This window comes from Nocardia sp. CA-107356 (assembly GCF_050946365.1).
Classification (GTDB): domain Bacteria; phylum Actinomycetota; class Actinomycetes; order Mycobacteriales; family Mycobacteriaceae; genus Nocardia.
The window spans coordinates 5,130,316-5,151,596 of record NZ_CP191992.1; the positions used below are offsets into that span (position 1 = coordinate 5,130,316).

Sequence of the window (21,281 nt, forward strand, 5' to 3'; positions counted from 1 at the left end):
TGGCTGCAGAGGCAAAGTTAGGTAGGTACAGCTAATGGTCCACGACAGCGCGACCATGGATCGGGTAAGCAGCAACGACGAACGCCTGCAGCCCCTGTTGGATGGGCTCAAAGCGGTACGCGATGGTGACTTCCGGCGGTCCCTGCCCAAGGTCGGTGATCCGCTGCTGGACGAGATCGCCACCGTATTCAACGGCATGGTGGACCAGCTCTCACTGTTCACGACCGAGGTCACCCGCGTCGCCCGGGAGGTGGGCACCGAGGGCAAACTCGGCGGCCAGGCGTCGGTGCCCGGGGTCTCGGGCACGTGGAAGGATCTGACCGAGTCGGTGAATGCGATGGCGGATAACCTCACCGCTCAGGTCCGCGACATCGCCGGCGTCGCCACAGCGGTGGCGCAGGGCGACCTGTCGCAGAAGATCACCGTGGATGTCAAAGGAGAGTTGCTGGAGCTGAAGAACACCATCAATACGATGGTGGATCAGCTCTCGGCGTTTGCGGACCAGGTGACCCGTGTCGCTCGAGAGGTGGGCAATGAAGGACGGCTGGGTGGCCAGGCGCAGGTGCCCGGCGTGTCGGGAACATGGCGGGACCTCACCGAATCGGTGAACATCATGGCGGGCAATCTCACGGCGCAGGTTCGGTCGATCGCGGAGGTGACGACCGCGGTGGCGAAGGGGGATCTGTCGCAGAAGATTACCGTGGATGCACGTGGCGAGATCCTGGAGCTGAAGTCGACCATCAATACGATGGTCGACACGCTGTCCTCGTTCGCCGACGAGGTCACCCGCGTCGCCCGTGAAGTCGGTACCGAAGGACAACTCGGTGGCCAAGCCCAGGTGCCGGGAGTCTCGGGCACTTGGAAGGGCCTGACGGAGTCGGTGAACTTCATGGCCGGCAATCTGACCGATCAGGTGCGGTCGATCGCCCAGGTCGCCACCGCGGTGGCGCGCGGGGATTTGTCGCAGAAGATCCGGGTCGATGCCCGGGGCGAGATCCTCGAGTTGAAGGACACCATCAATACGATGGTCGACACTTTGTCTTCATTTGCCGACGAGGTCACTCGCGTTGCGCGCGAGGTTGGTACGGAGGGGCGGCTCGGCGGCCAGGCCGACGTGAAAGGCGTATCCGGTACTTGGAAGGGTCTGACCGAGTCCGTCAATGTGATGGCGGACAATCTGACCGATCAGGTGCGGTCGATCGCCCAGGTCACGACCGCGGTGGCGCGCGGGGATTTGTCGCAGAAGATCCGGGTCGATGCCCGGGGCGAGATCCTCGAGTTGAAGGACACCATCAATACGATGGTCGACACTTTGTCTTCATTTGCCGACGAGGTCACTCGCGTTGCGCGCGAGGTTGGTACGGAGGGGCGGCTCGGCGGCCAGGCCGACGTGAAAGGCGTATCCGGTACTTGGAAGGGTCTGACCGAGTCCGTCAATGTGATGGCGGACAATCTGACCGATCAGGTGCGGTCGATCGCCCAGGTCGCCACCGCGGTCGCGCGCGGCGACCTGTCGCAGAAAGTTACCGTCGAAGCCAAGGGCGAGGTCGCCGCGCTGGCGCAGACCATCAATACGATGGTCGACACCTTGTCTTCGTTCGCCGACGAGGTCACCCGCGTTGCCTGGGAGGTGGGTACCGAAGGCATCCTCGGCGGGCAGGCGCGCGTGCCCAATGTCGCCGGCACCTGGAAGAACCTCACCGACAATGTGAACTCGATGGCGGGCAACCTGACCAGTCAGGTTCGATCCATCGCCCAGGTCACCACGGCTGTGGCGCGCGGCAATCTGTCGCAGAAGATCGACGTCGACGCGCGCGGTGAGATCCTGGAACTCAAGACCACGATCAACACCATGGTCGATACGTTGTCGGCGTTCGCCGCCGAAGTGACCAGAGTGGCACGCGAGGTGGGTAAGGATGGCCGGCTCGGCGGACAAGCCGAGGTCGAGGGCGTATCCGGAACCTGGAAGCGACTGACGGAGAACGTCAACGAGCTCGCCGGCAACCTCACCCGTCAGGTGCGTGCCATCGCCGAGGTCGCGAGCGCGGTGGCGACCGGAGATCTCACCCGATCGATTTCTGTAGAGGCACAAGGTGAGGTCGCCGTACTCAAGAACAACATCAACGCAATGGTGCAGTCCCTCCGCGAAACCACCCGCACCAACGAAGAGCAGGCATGGCTCAATACCAACCTGGCGCGGATGTCCGGACGCTTACAGGGACACCGGGATCTCAGCGCTGTCGCCCAGCTGATCATGAACCAGCTCACCCCGCTCGTCGGCGCCCAGTACGGCGCGTTCTTCTTCATGGAATCCGAAGGCAGCCACGTTCGGTTGCAGCTGATCGCGGGCTACGGGCGCAATGGGGACAACGTCGTATTCGAGCTCGGCCAGTCGCTGGTCGGGCAGGTGGCGCTGTCCAAAAAGGCAATCGTGGTCGACCGGACACCACCGGACTACGTCCAGATCAGCTCCGGTCTCGGGGCCGCGCGACCGGTCAACTTGATCGTGCTGCCGATAGTGTTCGAGGACCAGGTGCTCGGTGTGATCGAACTGGCCTCCTTCAGCCGGTTCACGCTGGTACAGCAAGATTTTCTCGAGCAGCTGATGGAAAGCATCGGCGTGAATGCCAACACGATCATGGCCAACGCGCGCACCGACGCCCTGCTCCAGGAATCGCAGCGACTTGCGGGAGAGCTGCAACAGTCCAATGCGGCACTCGAAGAAAAAGCAGAGCTGCTGGTCCGCCAGAACCGCGATATCGAAATCAAGAACTTCGAAATCGAACAGGCCCGGCGCGAGATCGAGGAACGAGCCCAACAGCTCGGGCTGGCGTCGAAGTACAAGTCGGAGTTCCTCGCGAACATGTCGCATGAGCTGCGCACACCGTTGACCAGCTTGCTTATCCTCGCGGGCATATTGGCGCAGAACACAACCCGGAATCTGACCGCCAAGCAGGTCGAATTCGCCAACGTGATCCAGTCCGCCGGCAAGGATCTACAGCAGCTGATCGACGACATTCTCGACCTGTCCAAGGTCGAGGCCGGGAAGATGGATATTCAAAGGGAGTTCGTGCCGCTGCGGCAGTTGCTGGAATACGTGCAGACCACGTTCCGGCCACTCATCAGCCAGAAGGGCCTCGAGTTCGACGTCGATGTCGAACCGGACGTTCCCACCCACCTCAACACCGATGAGCAGCGGTTGCGGCAGGTGCTACGCAACCTGTTGTCCAACGCGGTCAAGTTCACCGAGACAGGCATGATCCGGCTCAGAGTGTGGCGGCAGGACGACCACATCGCATTCTCCGTGAGCGACACCGGAATCGGTATCGCCGAGCAGAACCTGGAGGCCATCTTTACCGCGTTTCAGCAAGCCGACGGCACCACCAGCCGGCGATACGGCGGTACCGGCCTCGGCCTGTCGATCAGCAGGCAGGTGGCGAACTTGCTCGGCGGCAAGATAAGTGCCGAAAGCCGGCTCGGCGTCGGTAGTACGTTCACGGTCTATATTCCGGTGACACCGCAGCTGGAGGTCGCGGCCGAGTCGAGGACGCGGTCGAAGCCGATCGATCGTTCCATACTTGTCATAGAAGACCAGGACAGCAGGCCGCTGACCCGGATGGTCCGTGGGGTCGTTAGGGCACTTGCGGACACCGCAGGGTCGGTGCGTATCGAGTCCGTCGGTACCCCCGACAAGGCACTCGAGGCATTGCCGGCCCTTCCATATCGGTGTGTCCTGCTGGATGCGAGCCTGCCGGGCGTGTGGACGCCGGAGTTCCTGCGTGGTCTGCGTGCGGGCACCGAATCGAGAAGTATTCCGCTGCTTGCACATCCCGTCGGTGAACTCGATCCCGACCAGGAACGGCTTATCGAGGCGGATGCCCGGGACCACGGAGTCGAACTGGTGGCTTCGCCCGATGAGTTCTGCGAACGGTTCATCCTGTTGCTGACCCATCCACACCGGACGGAGCTCGAAACACCGGCGCGCCCGGCGGGGCAGCCCAGACTGGCCGGACGCAAGGTTCTGATCATCGATGACGATGCCCGCAATGTCCTGGCGATCGCGGGAGTGCTGGAACTGAACGGAATGTCGGTGGACCACGCGACCAACGGGCGAAAAGGCATCGAAACACTGCAGGCCAACCCGGGTGTCGATGTCATCGTGATGGACGTGATGATGCCGGAGATGGACGGATATGCCACGACCGCAGCGATACGGAGAATGCCCCGCTTCGACCGGCTCCCGATCATCATGGTCACCGCGAAGGCCATGGCAGGCGATCGGGAGAAGAGTTTGGCATCCGGCGCCAGTGACTACATCACCAAGCCCGTCGACCCCGACGAACTGCTGGAGTGCATCGACCGCTGGCTGCAAGCCGTCGACCGGCCGGGCGGCGAACCAGGCTCGGTGGTGGAACTCGATGTCCGGGCCTAGGCCACTGTTGTCCCAGGGTCCGTCCTCAAAGTTGTTGTGCTCGATGTGCTTTGACCTGGTTGTGGTGCGTGGGCACGAGTTGATCCGATCCACCGCACTTACCGGCGGTATTCGACGGCATGGTCCCGCGAATGAACCATGGTTTCCCAGCACGGAGAGGTAGCCCCGGCGATGCCGGACGTCGGCGAACTACGGTGAGTCCGTGTTACTCGCGCCGAATGACCAGTTTGCTGGATTTGTTGTGAAGGCTCGGCTCGGTCATGGCGGCAGCAGCGATGTATATCTGGCCGAGGATCTGGAACGGTCGCGACTGGTATCGCTGAAGATTCTGGGGCCGGAGGACAGTCGGTCGCCGGAGGCGCGTGCGCGATTTGTGCACGAGTTCGACATCCTGTCCACGCTGCGGCATCCCAATATCGTGCGGATGTACACACACGGTGAAACCGATGGCCGGCTGTGGTCGGCGCACGAGTATGTGGCGGGGTCGACCGGAGCGACGTTGGTGCGGAGGCCGCACCGGCGCCCGGATCTGGGACGGGTGCTCCACGTGCTGGCCGGGGTTGCGGCGGGACTGGATTGCGTGCACGCCAACGATGTGGTTCATCTCGACGTCAAACCGGCGAATGTGTTGGTCGGTACAGACGAGCCCGCGACGGTGAAGCTGTCGGACTTCGATCAGGCCCGATGGCTGCACCGGCCCGAACCGCCCCTGGCCACCAATGGTTTCGTCGTCGTATCGGTACCGTATGCCGCCCCGGAACTGCTGCGGGCTGGCACGGTGTCCCCAGCGACGGATCAGTACGCACTGGTCTGCTCGGCCATCGAACTGCTCACCGGCCGCCCGCCGTTCCCGCGCGGCAACCCCATGGCCACCGCACAAGCCCAACTGCACGACCTACCCCCCGAAATCTCCACACGCAACCACTGGATACCGCCCGAGGTCGACGCGATCCTGCAGCGGGCGCTCGCAAAAGACCCAGATGCCCGCTACACCTCGTGCACCGAACCCATCCGCCTGCTCACCGAGGCACTCCGCAACATCGATCCACGCCCCGCGCCCTTACGGAACCGCCTGAACGCGGCGTTCGCCCGATCGCGTGTGCTGAGAACCAGATTCAGGAGCCAGCACAAATCCGATTCGACCGATGGGGGCACCGCGCTCGATGACTCGGACACCGAACTCATCGGGTCGCGACGCGGCGAGGATGGCAGGGTAGGGGAATGGTGATCTGCGGATGAGTCGTGGTGTGTTGGTAACGGGGGCTTCGCGGGGGATCGGGCGGGCGGTGGCGGTGGCTTTCGCCGAAAACGGTGATCGGGTTGCGGTGCATTACTCCTCCGGGCGGGCCGATGCCGAGGAAACGTTGCGGCGGTTGCCGGGTGACGGGCATGTGCTCGTCGACGGGAATATCGGTTCGCCGGAAGGGGCCGAGGGGATTGTCGGGGCGGCTGTCGAAGCGCTCGGCACCGTGCATGTGCTGGTGAACAATGCGGCGGTCAATCTGCCGCAGCCCCTTGCGGAAACGTCGTACGCCGAATGGCAGGACGTTTGGCGCAAGACCGTGGATGTCAACCTGATCGGTACGGCGAACGTTTCCTATTGCGCGGCCCGACACATGATCGACAAGGGTGTCCCCGGGCGGATCGTCAATATCGGTTCCCGTGGCGCGTTCCGGGGTGAACCCGACTACCCCGCCTACGGCGCAACCAAGGCGGGCGTCCACGCCCTCGGTCAATCGCTGGCGGTCTATTTGGCGCCGTACGGCATCGCGGTCGCCTCGGTAGCGCCGGGTTTCGTGGCGACCGAGCGCGTCGCCCACCGCGTCACCGATGACGTCCGCGCCCAGAGCCCCTTCGACCGCGTCGCCGAACCCGAGGAAATCGCCTCGGCCGTACGCTATCTCGCCTCCCCAGAAGCGACTTGGAGCTCCGGTGCGGTACTGAACGTCAACGGAGCGTCCTACCTGCACTGAGCCGTTCGGCACCTTGCCCGCCTTTCCGACTGCCACCCAGGCCGCGGACTGGGTACACCGGCAACGCGGCCGTCACGCCGAAGGCGTCGGCTTTGCCTTCACGATCGCTGACACCGACACCGGCAATGCCGTGGACATGATCGGACTCTGGCTGCGCGAGCTCCCGAAAGGCCGTGTGAAGGTGGGCTATTCGGTCTTGCCGCGCCACCGCGGTCTCAGGTTCGCCAGCGCCGTACGGCGAGCGGTGACCGGCTTCCTGGACAATCTCCGCTGTGCACCGCATCGAGCTGTACATCGAGCCGTGGAACACCAGCTCGATCGGCGTCGCGGAGTCGGACGGATACGTCCGCGAGCGTCTGCTGCACAGCTACGACGAGTTCGGCGGTACGCGGCACGACATGCTGCTCTGCGCCGCCACGCGATCGGGAAGGTGACGAACGGTTTGCGGCCTCACCGATCCGGTTCCACCGACCGGGCAGGTCGCTGGAGGCGGGCTCAGGCCGAGACCACCGCCGCACCCGGGGATGAGTGCGGCGGTGTCGGGGGAGTTGTTCAGCGGACGAACGTTGCTGCGCGGTCGGCCAAATCGAGGAGCATCTGGGGGAGGATGCCGAGGAGGACCGTGGCACCCGCGGTGAAGGTGATCACCGTGGTGGTCAGGAACGGGGTGGCGACGGTGGGGGCTTCGGCGGGCGGGTCGGTGAAGAACATGAGGACGATGACGCGGATGTAGAAGAAGGCGGCAATGGCGCTGGAGATGACACCGATGATCACCAGGTAGGTGGCGTCGCCGGAGGCCGCGGCTTGGAAGACCGCGAACTTGGCGACGAAGCCGCCGGTGAGGGGCAGGCCGGCGAAGGAGAGCAGGAAGAGCGCGAAAATCGTTGCCAGCCAGGGAGATCGGCGGCCGAGACCGGCCCATTGAGACATGGCGGTGGCCTCGTCTCCCGCGGTGTCGCGGACCAGGCTGACGACCGCGAAGGCGCCGAGCGTACCGAGTCCGTATGCCAGTAGGTAGAACAGGATGGCCGAGGTACCCGCCTCGTTGGCCGCGACCAGGCCGGTGAGAATGAAACCGGCGTGAGCGACCGAGGAGTAGGCCAGCATGCGCTTGACGTCGGTCTGGGTAATGGCCATGACCGCGCCGATGACCATGGTCGCGATGGCGACGGCGGCGAGCACCGGCCGCCAGTCGTCGCGCATACCGGGCACGGCGATCTGCAGAATACGCAGCAACGCGCCGACGGCAGCGATCTTGGTCGCGGCGGCCATGAATCCGGTGACCGCGGTCGGCGCGCCCTGGTAGACGTCGGGTACCCAGGACTGGAACGGCACCGCGCCGATCTTGAACAACAAGCCGACCGCCAGCATCGCCACACCGAGCAGCGCCAGGGTGGTGTTCTGCGGATGCTGGGCTATCGCGTCGGCGATCCCGCCGAGTTTGACGGTCCCCGCCTGTCCGTACAGCAGCGCAACCCCATAGAGGAAGAACGCGGACGAAAACGAGCCGAGCAGAAAGTATTTCAGCGCCGCCTCTTGGGAGAGCAGTCGCTTGCGCCGCGCCAGCCCGCACAGCAGATACAGCGGCAGCGACAGCACTTCCAAGGCGACGAACATGGTGAGCAGATCGTTCGATGCCGGGAACAGCAGCAGTCCGCCGATCGCGAGCATGGCCAACGGGAACACCTCGGTGGTCGCGACACCCGCGCGGACCGCGGCCATTTCGCCCGCGCTGCCCGGAACCGCGGAGGCCTGTGGGGTGAACGCGTCCACTCCGCTACCGACAGTCGCCGCGGCCAGACTCCAGGTCCCCGGCCCCGACCGCCCCTGCGGCCGCGGCTGCGCACCGCGCTCGGCCATGAACAGCAGCGCCAGAATCGACACCAGCAGAATCGTGCCCTGCAGATACAGCGTCACGCCATCGATCGCGACCGCACCGACCATCGCGGTCGCCGTGGTCCCCGATAACCGCACCACCGCCACCAGCGCCGCGACCAATCCGGCCAGCCCCAAGGGCACTTGGATGGCGTACCGGTGGCGGCGCGGCGCGAACGCCTCCACGAGCACCCCGATCACCGCGGCACCGAAGACGATCAGCATCGGCGATAGCTCGGCGTATTCGATGCTCGGCGCGGGCAAACTGGCCGCGAGCAACACTGTCATTTGTGGGCACCTCCGTGATCGGCCCCGGCCGGTCCTGCTTCGGGGATCGCGGGCGTCTTCGGCGCGGGATCGTGGACGCCGATGGTGGTGAGCGTCTGGCCCACCGCGGGATTGATGAAGTCCAGCACCGGTTTCGGGTAGATGCCGAGGAATAGCAGCGCGGCGATCAACGGCACCACCACGGCCAGCTCGCGCGGGACCAGATCGTAGAGCCGTTCGTTGCCCTCCTTGACCGGACCGGTCATCATCCGCTGATACATCCACAGCACATACAGCGCGGCCAGTACCAGCGCACCGGTCGCGATCACCGCCGCGAAACCGTAGCGGGTGAATGTGCCGAGCAGCACCAGGAATTCGCTGATGAACGGCGCCAGGCCGGGCAGTGACAGGGTGGCCAGACCAGCGATCAGGAAGGTGCCCGCGAGTACCGGTGCCACTTTCTGTACCCCGCCGTAGGCGGCGATCGCGCGAGTTCCCCTGCGCGACACCAGGAATCCCGCGACCAGGAACAGTGCGGCCGTCGAGATGCCGTGGTTGACCATGTAGAGCGTGGCCCCGGTCTGCCCCTGACTGGTCATCGCGAAGATGCCGAGGATGATGAATCCGAAGTGCGAGATCGAGGTGTAGGCGATCAGCCGCATCACATCGGTCTGCCCGATGGCCAATAGCGCGCCGTAGATGATGCCGATCACCGCGAGCGTAATAACAAGGGGCGCATAGGTTCCCGAAGCATCGGGGAACAACAGCAGGCAGTAGCGCAGCATGCCGAAGGTGCCGACCTTGTCGACCACCGCCATCATCAGCACCGCACTGGATGGCGTCGCCGCCACCGCAGCATCCGGCAGCCACGTATGCAACGGCCACAGCGGTGCCTTCACCGCGAACGCGAATATGAACCCGAGGAACAGCGCGTTCAGCACCGCCGGACCCGCACCGAGCTGTCCGGCATTGGCCGCCGCGACGACCGTGCGGAAGTCGAAGGTGCCCGACGATCCGGACCCGAGCCCCTGGCGCACGGTGAGCACATACAACCCGATCACCGCGGCCAACATGATCAGACCGCCGAACAGGTTGTACAGCAGGAACTTCACCGCCGCCCGCGAACGCTGCTGACGATGCGCGAGATCCGCGCTGCGTGGCCCGAATCCGCCGATGAGGAAGTACATCGGGATGAGCATTGCCTCGAAGAACACGTAGAACAGCAGAATGTCGAGCGAGACAAAGGAAATCAGCACCATCGCCTCGACGAGCAAGGTCAGGGCGACATAGGTGTGCGACACCCGGCGTCCACTGCCGACCTCACGTTCGTCGTTCCAACCGGCCAGGATCAACAGTGGCACCAGCGCGGCCGTGAGCAGCACCAGCACCAACGCGATTCCGTCCAACCCGAGCGTATAGCCAGCGCCGAAGGCCGGAATCCACTCATGGGATTCGACGAATTGATACTGCGCCCCACCGGGTTCGAAGCGCACGGCCAGCACGATGCCGAGTACCAGCACCGCCAGCGCGACGCCGAACGCCAGCCCGCGAGCGAGGGTGCGCCGGGACGCGGGCAGCAGCAGCACCGCCACCGCGCCGACGACCGGCAACACCCACAGCGTGGTCAACCAGGGAAAGTCACTCACCAGAGCCTCACTGCCAGCAGGGCTGCAGCCACCAGGGCCGCGCCGGTGAACATGGACACATCGGGTACGAGCACCGCCACAGCCGGACGCAACCGCGCGATCAACCGGAGATACGAACTCACCAGAGCCTCACTGCCAGCAGGGCTGCAGCCACCAGGGCCGCGCCGGTGAACATGGACACATCGGGTACGAGCACCGCCACAGCCGGACGCAACCGCGCGATCAACCGGAGATACGAACTCACCAGAGCCTCACTGCCAGCAGGGCTGCGGCCACGAGGGCCGCGCCGGTGAACATGGACAGGGCGTAGGACCGCACGAATCCCGACTGCACCCGCCGGATCCGCGCGGACAATCCGCCGATCAGTGCGGCGGTCCCATTCACGATGCCGTCGATGCCGCGATTGTCGAGGAAGACCAGCGACCGGGTCAGATACGCACCGGGGCGCATGAACACGTCCTCGTTGAACGCGTCGGCGTAGAGGTCCTTGCGGGCCGCGATCGTAAGCGCGGACACGGCTTCCGGTGCGGTCTCGGGTACTTCGCGCTGTGCGAACTGGTTGTAGGCGAAGCCGATGCCGACCGCGACCACCAGCAGGGCGAGTGCGGTGACGACGCCCGCGGGCACGACCTCCTCGCCGTGATGTGCCCCGACAACGGGCTCGAGCCAGTTCTGCAGCGACGACCCGAAGACGAAAAGCCCACCCGCGGCGACCGATCCGATGGCGAGCAGAATCATCGGCCCGGTCATCACCGACGGTGACTCGTGGGGATGGGTGTCGGGCTTCCAACGGCGTTCGCCGAAGAACGTCATGATCATCACCCGCGTCATGTAGAACGCGGTCAGCCCCGCACCGATCAGCGTCACCGTCCCCAACGCCAAACCACCTGCGCCGCCTTGGTTGAACGCCGCCTCGATGATCCGGTCCTTGGAGAAGAATCCGGCGAACGGCGGCACCCCGATGATGGCCAAGTAGCCGAGCCCGAAGGTGATGTAGGTGATCGGCAGCAGTGTGCGCAGTCCGCCGTAGCGGCGCATATCGGTCTCATCGTCCATCGCGTGCATCACCGATCCGGCCCCGAGGAACAGCCCGGCCTTGAAGAACCCGTGGGTGAGCAGATGCATGATGGCGACCGCATATCCGGCCGGTCCGAGGCCGGCGGCCAGCACCATATAACCGATCTGGCTCATGGTGGACGCCGCGAGCGCCTTCTTGATGTCATCCTTCGCGCAACCGACGATCGCGCCGAACAGCAGCGTCACCGCGCCGACGAGCACCACCCCGAGCCGCGCGTTGGGCGCGAGATCGAAGATCGGGCCGGAGCGCGCGATCAGGTACACACCCGCTGTCACCATGGTGGCCGCGTGGATGAGCGCGGAGACCGGTGTCGGGCCCTCCATCGCGTCCCCGAGCCAGGACTGCAGCGGTACCTGCGCGGACTTGCCGCATGCGGCGAGCAGCAGCAGCAACCCGATCGCGGTCAACGTGCCCTCGCTCGCCTGCGGCGCGGTTGCGAACACCGCACCGAAGTCGATCGAGCCGAAGGTGGCGAACATGGTGAACATCGCGATGGCCAGCCCCATATCACCGACCCGGTTGACCACGAACGCCTTCTTGGCCGCGGTCGCCGCGGTCGGCTTGTGGTACCAGAACCCGATCAGCAGATAGGAGGCCAGGCCGACGCCTTCCCAGCCGAGGTAGAGCACCAGGTAGTTGTTCGCCAGCACGAGCAGCAGCATGGCCGCGAGGAACAGGTTGAGGTAGGCGAAGAAGCGCCGCCGCCCCGGATCATGGCCCATATAGCCGACGGAGTAGATGTGGATCAGCGATCCGACTCCGGTGATCAGCAGTGCGAAACATACTGACAGCTGATCCAATTGGAGGCTGAAGTCCACCTGCAATCCGTCGACCGGGACCCAGCTGAACAGATCCTTGTGGATCGCGCGGGCGGCATCGGCGCGGCCGCGCATATCGAAGAATGCGACGACGGCGAAGGCGAACGAGGCCAGCGCCGTGGCACAGCCCAGCAGATGACCCCACTTGTCGCTGTAGCGCCCGACCAGTAGCAGCACGACGGCACCGGCCAGCGGCAGCGCCGGCAGCACCCAGAGCGTTGCGGTATCCACGTCAGAACTTCAGCAGGTTGGCGTCGTCGACCGAGGTCGAACGGCGGGCGCGGAAGATGGTCATGATGATGGCGAGCCCGACAACGACTTCGGCCGCGGCCACCACCATGGTGAAGAACGCGAACACCTGACCGTCCAGATTCGAATGCAGCCGGGCGAAGGTGACGAAGGCGAGGTTGACCGCGTTGAGCATCAACTCGATGCACATGAACACCACAATGGCGTTGCGCCGCAGCAGCACACCGGCCGCGCCGATGGTGAACAGCAGGGCGGACAGGAACAGGTAGTTCTCAGGATTCACCGCTTGCCTTCCTCGTCTGCCTGCGTCGAATCGTCGACGTCCGTGGCGGTTTCGGGTTCATACGTGGCGTCGACCGCGAACGTCGGGGTGGCGCCGACCGAGATGACGGCGGCCTCCTCGAGCGCCTTGGTGCGGCGGTGCCGCAGGATCGTGCTGACCGACAGCTCCTCGAACGAACCGTCCGGCAGCCGCGCCGGAATATCGACCGCGTTATGCCTGGCGTACACACCCGGCGTCGGCAGCGGGGTGGCGCGATCCGACGGTCGGGCGGGGTCGTAGGCACTACGGAACCGGCGGCGCGAGAGCTCCTTCTGATCGAGGCGCGGCCCGAAGTTCTCTCGATGCGCGAGGATCATCGCGCCGATGGTCGCGGTGATCAGCAGCGCGCCGGTGAGTTCGAAGGCCCACACGTACCGGACGAAGATCAGTTCGGCGAGCTGGCCGATCACATCCTGATACGCGAATCCTTTGGCCGGATAGGTGATTCCGGAGTTGCGGATGCCGTTGGCAATGCCGCTGATCAGCAGCAGGCCGAACCCGAGGCCGACCGTGCCCGCCGCGAGCCGCTGCCCGCGCAGCGTTTCCCCGAGCGATTCCGGGGAGTCGACGCCGACGAGCATGAGCACGAACAGGAACAGCATCATGACCGCGCCGGTGTAGACGACGATCTGTACGACACCGAGGAACAGTGCGTCCTGGGCCATGTAGAAGGTGGCGAGCACGATCATGGTTGCGGCCAGGCAGATCGCCGAATGCACGGCCTTGCCCGCGAACACCATGCCGAGCGCTCCGATCACCGCGAGCGGTCCGAGGATCCAGAATTGGACGGCCTCACCGGTGGAGGTGTGGGTCAGTGGCTCGGCGGCCAATGTTCGGGCGGCCAACATCAATTCGGTCACCTCACGCCTCCTTCCGCGCCCGCCCCGGCGGGCTCCCAGGTATCGGAATGCGGTGTATCCGAACCGCTTTCATCGCCCGGGACAGTGCCGCAGTAGTAGTCACGCTCCGTCGTGCCGGGATACATCGCATGCGGCGGCGCGGTCATACCGGGCTGCAGCGGGGCGAGCAGCCGGTCCTTCTCATAGATCAGGTCGGCGCGGTTGTCATCGGTCATCTCGTAGTCGTTGGTCATGGTCAGCGCCCTGGTCGGGCAGGCCTCGATGCACAATCCGCAGCCGATGCAGCGCAGATAGTTGATCTGGTAGACCTGCCCGTAGCGCTCGCCGGGCGAAAAGCGTTCGGTCTCGGTGTTATCGGCGCCCTCGACATAGATCGCATCCGCGGGGCAGGCCCACGCGCACAACTCGCAGCCGATGCACTTCTCCAGACCATCCGGATACCGGTTGAGCTGATGGCGGCCGTGATAGCGCGGCGCGGTCGGGACCTTCTCTTCCGGATAGGACTCGGTATTGGACTTCTTGAACATGGTGGTGAAGGTGACCGCGAACCCGGCCAGCGGTTCGAAGAGTCCGGGCTTGGGCGCGGGCCGCCGGGTCGACGGATCCGGCAGCGGCGGTGTCGGGAACCCGAGGAACACTGCGCCACTGTCGGATCGGCTGGGCTCCTCGACAGTCGGCGGTTCGCCCTGTTTGCGCCCGGCCCGCAGGAACATCAGCACCATCAGTCCGGAGATGATCAGCCCGCCGATCACCAGGAACGGCGTCTGGATGTGGTAGCCCTCGTTCTGTAACACCCGGGCGGTGGCGACCAGCATCACCCACAGCAGCGAGGTCGGAATCAGCAGCTTCCAGCCGAGATTCATGAACTGGTCGTAGCGCAGGCGGGGCAGCGTGCCGCGCAACCAGATGAACACGAACAGGAACGTCCACATCTTCGCCGTGAACCACAGCAACGGCCACCAACCGGAATTGGCGCCGTCCCACAGGTTGATCGGGAACGGCGCGTGCCAGCCGCCGAGGAACAGGGTGGTGGCGAGTGCGGAAACCGTTGCCATGTTGATGTATTCGGCCATCATGAACATGGCGAATTTGAGTGCGGAGTACTCGGTGTGGAAGCCGCCGACCAGCTCACCCTCGGCTTCGGGCAGGTCGAACGGTGCGCGGTTGGTCTCACCGACCATCGATACGCAGTAGATCAGGAACGACGGCAGCAGCAGGAAGACATACCAGGTGCCCTCCTGTGCCTTGACGATGCCGGAGGTGGCCATGGTGCCGCCGAGCAGGAATACCGTAGCGAAGCAGAGCGCCATCGCGATCTCATAGGAGATCACCTGTGCGGTCGAGCGCAACCCGCCCAGCAGCGGATATGTCGAACCGGACGACCAGCCCGCCAGCACGATGCCGTAGACGCCGATCGAGGTGATGGCCAGGATGTAGAGCACGGCCACCGGCAGATCGGTGAGCTGCAATGCGGTCCGATGGCCGAGGATCGACACCTCCGGCCCCAACGGAATGACCGCGAACGCCATGAATGCGGGGACCACCGAAATCACCGGCGCCAGAATGAAAATGGGTTTGTCGACGATCGCCGGGACGATATCTTCCTTCAGCGCCATCTTCACGCCGTCGGCGACGGCCTGCAGCGTACCTTTGGGACCGACCCGGTTCGGGCCGACGCGCATTTGCATCCATGCCACGATCTTGCGTTCCAGATACACCGCCATCATCGGCGTGAGCAGCAGGAAGGCGAAGATCGCCAGGGACTTCGCGATGACGAGCCACAGCGGGTCGTGGCCGAAAAGAGAGAGATCACTCATGGCGGTGTTCCTTCATCCTCTCGTCGGCGCGCTGCAGATGCACCACACCGCCCGGCTGGGTGGCGAGCTGTTCGTTGACCGAGCAGCCCGCCGAGTTCAACGGCAGCCATGCCACCCGATCGGGCAGATCGGTGATCAGCAGCGGCAGCGTGACGGCGCCGCGGTCGCTGGCGATGACGATCGGATCGTCGTTGGCCGCACCGATTTCGGCGGCGGTGGCGGCGGACAGGCGCACCACCGGCGGCCGCGCGACGCCCGCCAGATTCGGCTCGCCGTCCTGCATGCGCCCCTGATCCAGCAGCATCCGCCAACCGGACAGGATGGCGGTGCCCGGACCCGGCTGCGTCACCGGATGCGGCCGATGTGCGGGAGCGGCGACCGGTGGCCCGTCCCATGCGCCGAGTTCGGCGAGTTCGGCACGCGCGGAGGCGGTGTCGGGGAGTCCGAGCGCCACCTTCATCTCGTCCGCGATGGCCTGCAGCACCCGCTGATCCGACAGCGGTGCGGGTTCGCGGCGAACCATCGACTCACCCAGTGCGGCATCGAATTGCCGCGGCCTGCCCTCCCAGGTGCGGAAGGTGCCGGACTTCTGCATCGCCGACGCCACCGGGAAGACGACGTCGGCGCGGTCGGTGACGGGGCTGTGCCGCAACTCCAGGCTGACCACGAAGCGGGCTGCGTCGATGGCATCGAGGGCGGCCTGCGGATCCGGCAGGTCGGTGATATCGACCCCGCCGATGATCAGCGCGCCCAAGGCGGGTGCGGCCTCCAGGATGGCGGCGGTGTCGCGACCGACGGTGACCGGCAGCTCTGGAACGTTCCAGATCGTGCGAACCTGTTGGCGCGCACGAGGATCCACCACGGGGCGGCCACCGGGCAGCAGGCCCGGCAGCGCGCCCGCTTCGACCGCACCACGCTCACCGGCCCGCCGCGGCGCCCAGGCCAGCGCGGCACCGGTGTCGTCCGCGAGCCGGACCGCGGCCGACAGCGCACCGGGGATTCCGGCCATCCGCTCGCCGACCAAGACCACCGCGCCGGGTTGACGCAGCAGCTGCGCTGCCGTCGCCGATGCGGCGGAGTCCGTTGCGATCTCACCGGTGCGCAGGGCATCGAGCAGATGGGGTTCGGCACCGGGCACGGCCTGCAGCAGAGTGCCCGCCATCCGGTCCAGTCCGCGCGAGGAGTAGGCGGCGAGCGAGAAGATCGGCATACCGCGTTTGCGTGCAGCCTTGCGCAGCCGCAGATAGATGATCGGCGACTCCTCTTCCGGCTCGAATCCGACGAGCAGCACCACCGGCGCGTTCTCCAGCGCGTCGTAGTCGACGGTGACGCCCTGTCCGGCTACCCGGGCCGCCAAGAAGTCCGCCTCCTCGACCGAATGCACCCGGGCGCGGAAGTCGATATCGTTGGTGCCCAAGGCAATTCGGGCGAATTTGGCGTAGGCGTAGGCATCTTCCTCGGTGGCGCGGCCGCCGACCAGGACACCTGCGCTGCCGAAGGCCGACGCCAGACCTTCCGCGGCGGCGGCGAGCGCCTCGGACCAGGATGCCGGGGCGAGTTTGCCGTCCCAGCCGCGCACCAGCGGTGTGGTCAGCCGGTCGCGTTCGGTCGCATAGGTGAATGCCCATCGGCCCTTATCGCAGTTCCACTCCTCATTGACCTGCGGATCGTCACCCGCCAAGCGGCGCAATACCTTTCCGCGTCGATGGTCGGTGCGCTGCGCACAACCGGACGCGCAGTGCTCGCACACGCTCGGGCTGGAGACCAGGTCGAACGGGCGGGCCCGGAACCGGTAGCTGGTGCCGGTGAGTGCGCCGACCGGGCAGATCTGCACGGTATTGCCGGAGAAGTAGGAGTCGAACGGTTCGGCCTGTGCGATGCCGACCTGCTCGAGCGCACCGCGATCCATCAGTTCGATGAACGGATCCCCGGCGACCTGCTGGGAGAAGCGGGTGCAACGGGCGCAGAGCACGCAGCGCTCCCGGTCCAGCAGCACCGCGGTCGAGAGCGGAATCGGCTTGGGGTAGGTGCGCTTCACGCCATCGAACCGCGTCTCGGGCCGACCGCTGGACATCGCCTGATTCTGCAGCGGGCATTCGCCGCCCTTATCGCAGACCGGACAGTCGAGGGGATGGTTGATGAGCAGCAACTCCATCACCCCCTCCTGCGCCTTATCGACAGCGGGTGAGGTCAGCTGGGTACGCACGATCATGCCGTCGGCGACGGCCATCGTGCAGGAAGCGACCGGTTTGCGCTGTCCCTCCACCTCGACCAGGCACTGACGGCACGCGCCGACCGGGTCGAGCAGCGGATGGTCGCAGAAGCGCGGGATCTGGATGCCGATCAGTTCGGCGGCCCGGATCAGCAGGGTGCCCGCGGGCACGCTGACCTCGGTGTCGTCGATGGTGACGGTGACCAGGTCGGCCGGAACGAGCCCACTGGTAGTGGAATTCACGGTGGCCGGCCCACCCGCCACCCTGCCAGCGCCGCCCACCGAATCGCTACGCGATGCTGTACGCCCTCCCGTCACCCGGCCACCGCCCCCCACCGAATCGCTACGCGATGCTGTACTCATATCACTCCTTCGGACCAGGCGGTGGATCGCGCGGGATCGAACGGGCAGCCGTCGAGCCGCAGATGGTCGAGGTATTCCTGGCGGAAGTACGTCAGCGAGGAGATGATCGGGCTGGCCGCGCCGTCGCCGAGTGCGCAGAACGACTTGCCGTTGATGGTGTCGCTGATATCGAGGAGCTTCTCGATATCGGATTCGGTGCCCCGGCCCGCCTCTATCCGCCCGAGCAGTTGGACGAGCCAGTACGTGCCCTCCCGGCAGGGGGTGCATTTGCCGCAGGATTCGTGGGCGTAGAACTCGGTCCAGCGCAGCACCGCGCGCACCACGCAGGTGGTGTCGTCGAAAATCTGTAATGCCTTGGTGCCCAACATGGATCCGGCGCTCGCGACGCCCTCGTAGTCCAGGGGCACGTCGAGGTGTTCGTCGGTGAACAGCGGCGTCGACGAACCGCCGGGCGTCCAGAACTTCACCTGATGTCCCGCGCGCACGCCACCGGCGTAGTCGAGCAGTTCGCGCAGCGTAACGCCCAGCGGCGCCTCGTATTGCCCCGGCCGTGCGACGTGGCCCGACAGCGAGTACAGCGTGAAGCCGGGGGACTTCTCACTGCCCATGGACCGGAACCAGGCCGTGCCGTTGAGGATGATCGGCGGCACGCTGGCAATGGATTCCACGTTGTTGACCACCGTCGGGCAGGCGTACAGGCCCGCGACGGCCGGGAACGGCGGACGCAGTCGGGGCTGGCCGCGCCGACCCTCGAGTGAATCCAGCAGCGCGGTTTCCTCACCGCAGATATACGCGCCAGCTCCGGCGTGCACGATCAGTTCCAGGTCGTAGCCGGAGCCGAGAATATTCTTGCCGAGGAATCCGGCCGCATACGCCTGCGCGACCGCGGCCTGCAGCCGCCGCAGCACCGGAACGACCTCACCGCGCACGTAGATGAACGCGTGTGCCGCCCGAATCGCATAGGCCGCGATGATCACGCCCTCGATGAGCGTGTGTGGGGTGGCCAGCATGAGCGGAATGTCCTTGCAGGTACCGGGTTCCGACTCGTCGGCATTGACCACCAGGTAATGCGGCTTGGTGACGCCATCGGGTCCCGTCCCCTGCGGGATGAAGCTCCACTTCATGCCGGTCGGGAACCCTGCGCCGCCGCGGCCGCGCAGGCCGGCGTCCTTCACGGTCTGGATGATCTGGTCAGGTTGCATGCGCAGGGCCTTGCGCAGCGCCTGATAGCCGTCGTGCGCGTGGTAGTGCTCGATGGTCCACGACTGCGGGTCATCCCAGTACCGGGTGAGTACGGGAGTCAGGGTCATCACACGCCCTCCGAATTCGGTTCCGGCGCTTGCATATCCTGTTCCTGCGCGACCCGCAGGCCAGCCAGCGTCGCCTCGCCCGCGGCGCCGTCGAGGACGCCGGGGCGTTCGTCGGGGAATCCGGCCAGGATGCGTGCGGTCTGCTTGAACGTGCATAGCGGTGCGCCGCGCGTCGGCGTCACCTGCTCGCCCCTGCGCAGCGAATCCACCAGTGCGGCAGCCGATTCCGGAGTCTGGTTATCGAAGAACTCCCAGTTGACCATCACCACCGGCGCGAAATCACATGCGGCGTTGCACTCGATGTGCTCGAGGGTGATCGCCCCGTCCAGGGTGGTCTCGCCGTGCCCGATACCGAGGCGTCGCCGCAGCGTGTCGAGGATGGCGTCACCGCCCATCACCGCACAAAGGGTGTTCGTGCAGACACCGACGTGGTAGTCGCCAGTGGGGGTACGACGGTACATCGAGTAGAAGGTGGCCACGGCGGTGACCTCGGCGCCGGTCAATTCCAGCTGCTCGGCACAGAATTCGATACCGGTGCCGGTGACGCAGCCCTCCTCGGACTGGACCAGATGCAGCAGCGGTAACAGCGCTGAGCGCGGCTCGGGATAGCGGGCGATGATCTCCTTCGCATCGATCTCCAGCCGCTCGCGCACATAGGGCGCGAACGGCTGCGGCCGGGTGGACAGTTTCAGCAAGATCTCTGTCATCGGTCTACTCCGCCCATTACCGGGTCGATGCTGGCGACGGATGCGATGACGTCGGCGACCATACCGCCCTCGCACATCGCCGCCACCGCTTGCAGATTCGTGAACGAGGGGTCGCGATAGTGCACGCGATAGGGGCGAGTGCCCCCGTCGCTGACCATATGCACGCCCAGTTCGCCGCGTGGCGATTCGACGGCCACATACACCTGTCCCGCCGGGACTCGGATGCCCTCGGTGACGAGTTTGAAGTGGTGGATGAGTCCCTCCATGGATGTGCCCATGATGCGGCCGATGTGCTTGGGGGAGTTGCCGAGTCCGTCCGGACCCAGCTGCAGATCGGCCGGCCAGGCGATCTTCTTGTCGTCCACCATCACCGGGCCGGGCCGCAGTTTGTCCAGGCACTGCTCGACGATCTTGAGCGACTCCTTCATCTCCGCGACCCGAATCCAGTAGCGGCCGTAGCAGTCACAGCCGGTCGTGGTGGGAACGTCGAATTCGTAGTTCTCGTAACCGCAGTACGGTGCGGCCTTGCGCAGATCGTGCGGCAAACCGGTGGAGCGCAGTACCGGGCCGGTGATGCCGAGCGCCATACAGCCGGTGAGATCCAGGTAGCCGATGTTCTGGGTGCGTGCCTTCCAGATCGGGTTCTGGGTGAGCAGATGATCCATATCGCGCAGCCGCTTGGGCAAGAGGGCGAGCAGCTCACGGACTTTGCTCACCCCGTCGTCGGGCAGGTCCTGGGCGAGGCCGCCGGGCCGGATGTACGCGTGGTTCATGCGCAGGCCGGTGATGGTCTCGAAGACGTCCAGGATCAGTTCGCGTTCCCGGAAGCCGAACAGCATCGGGGTGAGTGCGCCCAGCTCCATACCGCCGGTAGCCAGCGCCACCAGATGCGAGGAGATCCGGTTGAGTTCCATGAGCATGACGCGAATGATGGTGGCGCGCTCGGGAATCTGGTCCTCGATATCGAGCAGCCGCTCGACGCCGAGGCAGTACGCCGTCTCGTTGAAGAAGGGCGAGAGGTAATCCATCCGGGTCACGAAGGTGGTGCCCTGCGCCCAGTTCCGGAATTCCAGATTCTTCTCGATGCCGGTGTGCAGATAGCCGATGCCGCATCGGGCCTCGGTGACCGTCTCGCCCTCGATCTCGAGGATGAGCCGGAGCACGCCGTGTGTGGACGGATGCTGTGGGCCCATATTGACGACGATGCGTTCTTCGCCTGCGCCGCCGAGGGTTTCGGTGACCGCGTCCCAGTCCTGGCCTGCCACTGTCACCACGGTCGGTTCCGGTTTCGGCTTGCCAGCGGGTTCGGGCCCGGTGTCGTTGTTGACGCCGGGCCGGGTGTCGATGTCGTT

Annotated in this window: 16 protein-coding genes and 1 pseudogene; 5 read left to right on the forward strand and 12 right to left on the reverse strand. The window is 65.5% G+C overall.

What is annotated here, in order from left to right; all coding sequences use genetic code 11:
• Positions 1 to 34 precede the first annotated feature (34 nt).
• From ACQP1G_RS23045 to ACQP1G_RS23065, 5 genes and pseudogenes are all read left to right on the forward strand, one after another.
• Positions 35 to 4,432, forward strand: coding sequence for a HAMP domain-containing protein (locus ACQP1G_RS23045; RefSeq protein ID WP_433191623.1), 4,398 nt, complete (start codon positions 35 to 37; stop codon positions 4,430 to 4,432).
• A gap of 241 nt (positions 4,433 to 4,673) precedes the next feature.
• Entirely contained in the window at positions 4,674 to 5,660 is a 987-nt protein-coding gene (locus ACQP1G_RS23050; RefSeq protein ID WP_433191624.1) for a serine/threonine-protein kinase, read from the forward strand.
• Positions 5,661 to 5,667: 7 nt separating this feature from the next.
• Positions 5,668 to 6,405 carry an SDR family NAD(P)-dependent oxidoreductase gene (locus tag ACQP1G_RS23055; protein WP_433191625.1) on the forward strand — a complete coding sequence of 246 codons (738 nt, stop codon included), beginning with the start codon at positions 5,668 to 5,670 and terminating at the stop codon, positions 6,403 to 6,405.
• A 13-nt stretch (positions 6,406 to 6,418) separates the two neighbouring features.
• A pseudogene (locus tag ACQP1G_RS23060) lies at positions 6,419 to 6,664 on the forward strand (GNAT family N-acetyltransferase); the annotation flags it as partial.
• Positions 6,665 to 6,677: 13 nt separating this feature from the next.
• Positions 6,678 to 6,839 (forward strand): GNAT family N-acetyltransferase, encoded by a 162-nt coding sequence (locus tag ACQP1G_RS23065; protein WP_433209522.1) that lies wholly within the window; start codon positions 6,678 to 6,680, stop codon positions 6,837 to 6,839.
• Positions 6,840 to 6,957: 118 nt separating this feature from the next.
• On the opposite strand, the gene nuoN is transcribed toward ACQP1G_RS23065, so the two are convergent.
• The 12 genes from nuoN to ACQP1G_RS23125 are packed head-to-tail and all read right to left on the reverse strand — an operon-like array spanning position 6,958 to position 21,275.
• Positions 6,958 to 8,568 carry an NADH-quinone oxidoreductase subunit NuoN gene (gene nuoN / locus ACQP1G_RS23070; RefSeq protein ID WP_433191626.1) on the reverse strand — a complete coding sequence of 537 codons (1,611 nt, stop codon included), beginning with the start codon at positions 8,566 to 8,568 and terminating at the stop codon, positions 6,958 to 6,960.
• Entirely contained in the window at positions 8,565 to 10,193 is a 1,629-nt protein-coding gene (locus ACQP1G_RS23075; protein WP_433191627.1) for an NADH-quinone oxidoreductase subunit M, read from the reverse strand. The genes nuoN and ACQP1G_RS23075 overlap by 4 nt, the downstream gene beginning before the upstream one ends.
• Positions 10,190 to 10,315, reverse strand: coding sequence for a hypothetical protein (locus ACQP1G_RS23080; protein ID WP_433191628.1), 126 nt, complete (start codon positions 10,313 to 10,315; stop codon positions 10,190 to 10,192). The genes ACQP1G_RS23075 and ACQP1G_RS23080 overlap by 4 nt, the downstream gene beginning before the upstream one ends.
• A complete protein-coding gene (locus ACQP1G_RS23085; protein WP_433191628.1) occupies positions 10,312 to 10,437 on the reverse strand; it encodes a hypothetical protein in 126 nt (41 codons plus the stop codon). The genes ACQP1G_RS23080 and ACQP1G_RS23085 overlap by 4 nt, the downstream gene beginning before the upstream one ends.
• Complete coding sequence (gene nuoL / locus ACQP1G_RS23090) at positions 10,434 to 12,320, reverse strand: NADH-quinone oxidoreductase subunit L (protein WP_433191629.1); 1,887 nt, start codon at positions 12,318 to 12,320, stop codon at positions 10,434 to 10,436. Before nuoL ends, ACQP1G_RS23085 begins: the two co-directional genes overlap by 4 nt.
• Position 12,321: 1 nt before the next feature.
• Positions 12,322 to 12,621: an NADH-quinone oxidoreductase subunit NuoK gene (gene nuoK / locus ACQP1G_RS23095; RefSeq protein ID WP_194813637.1), complete on the reverse strand. Its 300-nt coding sequence runs from the start codon at positions 12,619 to 12,621 to the stop codon at positions 12,322 to 12,324.
• On the reverse strand, positions 12,618 to 13,508 hold the full coding sequence (locus ACQP1G_RS23100; RefSeq protein ID WP_433208732.1) for an NADH-quinone oxidoreductase subunit J: 891 nt from the start codon (positions 13,506 to 13,508) through the stop codon (positions 12,618 to 12,620). The genes nuoK and ACQP1G_RS23100 overlap by 4 nt, the downstream gene beginning before the upstream one ends.
• 8 nt (positions 13,509 to 13,516) lie before the next feature.
• Entirely contained in the window at positions 13,517 to 15,337 is a 1,821-nt protein-coding gene (gene nuoH, locus ACQP1G_RS23105) for an NADH-quinone oxidoreductase subunit NuoH (RefSeq protein WP_433191630.1), read from the reverse strand.
• Entirely contained in the window at positions 15,330 to 17,912 is a 2,583-nt protein-coding gene (locus tag ACQP1G_RS23110) for an NADH-quinone oxidoreductase subunit G (RefSeq protein WP_433191632.1), read from the reverse strand. The genes nuoH and ACQP1G_RS23110 overlap by 8 nt, the downstream gene beginning before the upstream one ends.
• Entirely contained in the window at positions 17,909 to 19,222 is a 1,314-nt protein-coding gene (nuoF, locus tag ACQP1G_RS23115; protein ID WP_433191633.1) for an NADH-quinone oxidoreductase subunit NuoF, read from the reverse strand. The genes ACQP1G_RS23110 and nuoF overlap by 4 nt, the downstream gene beginning before the upstream one ends.
• Positions 19,222 to 19,929: an NADH-quinone oxidoreductase subunit NuoE gene (gene nuoE / locus ACQP1G_RS23120; protein WP_433191634.1), complete on the reverse strand. Its 708-nt coding sequence runs from the start codon at positions 19,927 to 19,929 to the stop codon at positions 19,222 to 19,224. The genes nuoF and nuoE overlap by 1 nt, the downstream gene beginning before the upstream one ends.
• Positions 19,926 to 21,275 (reverse strand): NADH-quinone oxidoreductase subunit D, encoded by a 1,350-nt coding sequence (locus ACQP1G_RS23125; RefSeq protein ID WP_433208734.1) that lies wholly within the window; start codon positions 21,273 to 21,275, stop codon positions 19,926 to 19,928. Before ACQP1G_RS23125 ends, nuoE begins: the two co-directional genes overlap by 4 nt.
• Positions 21,276 to 21,281 lie beyond the last annotated feature (6 nt).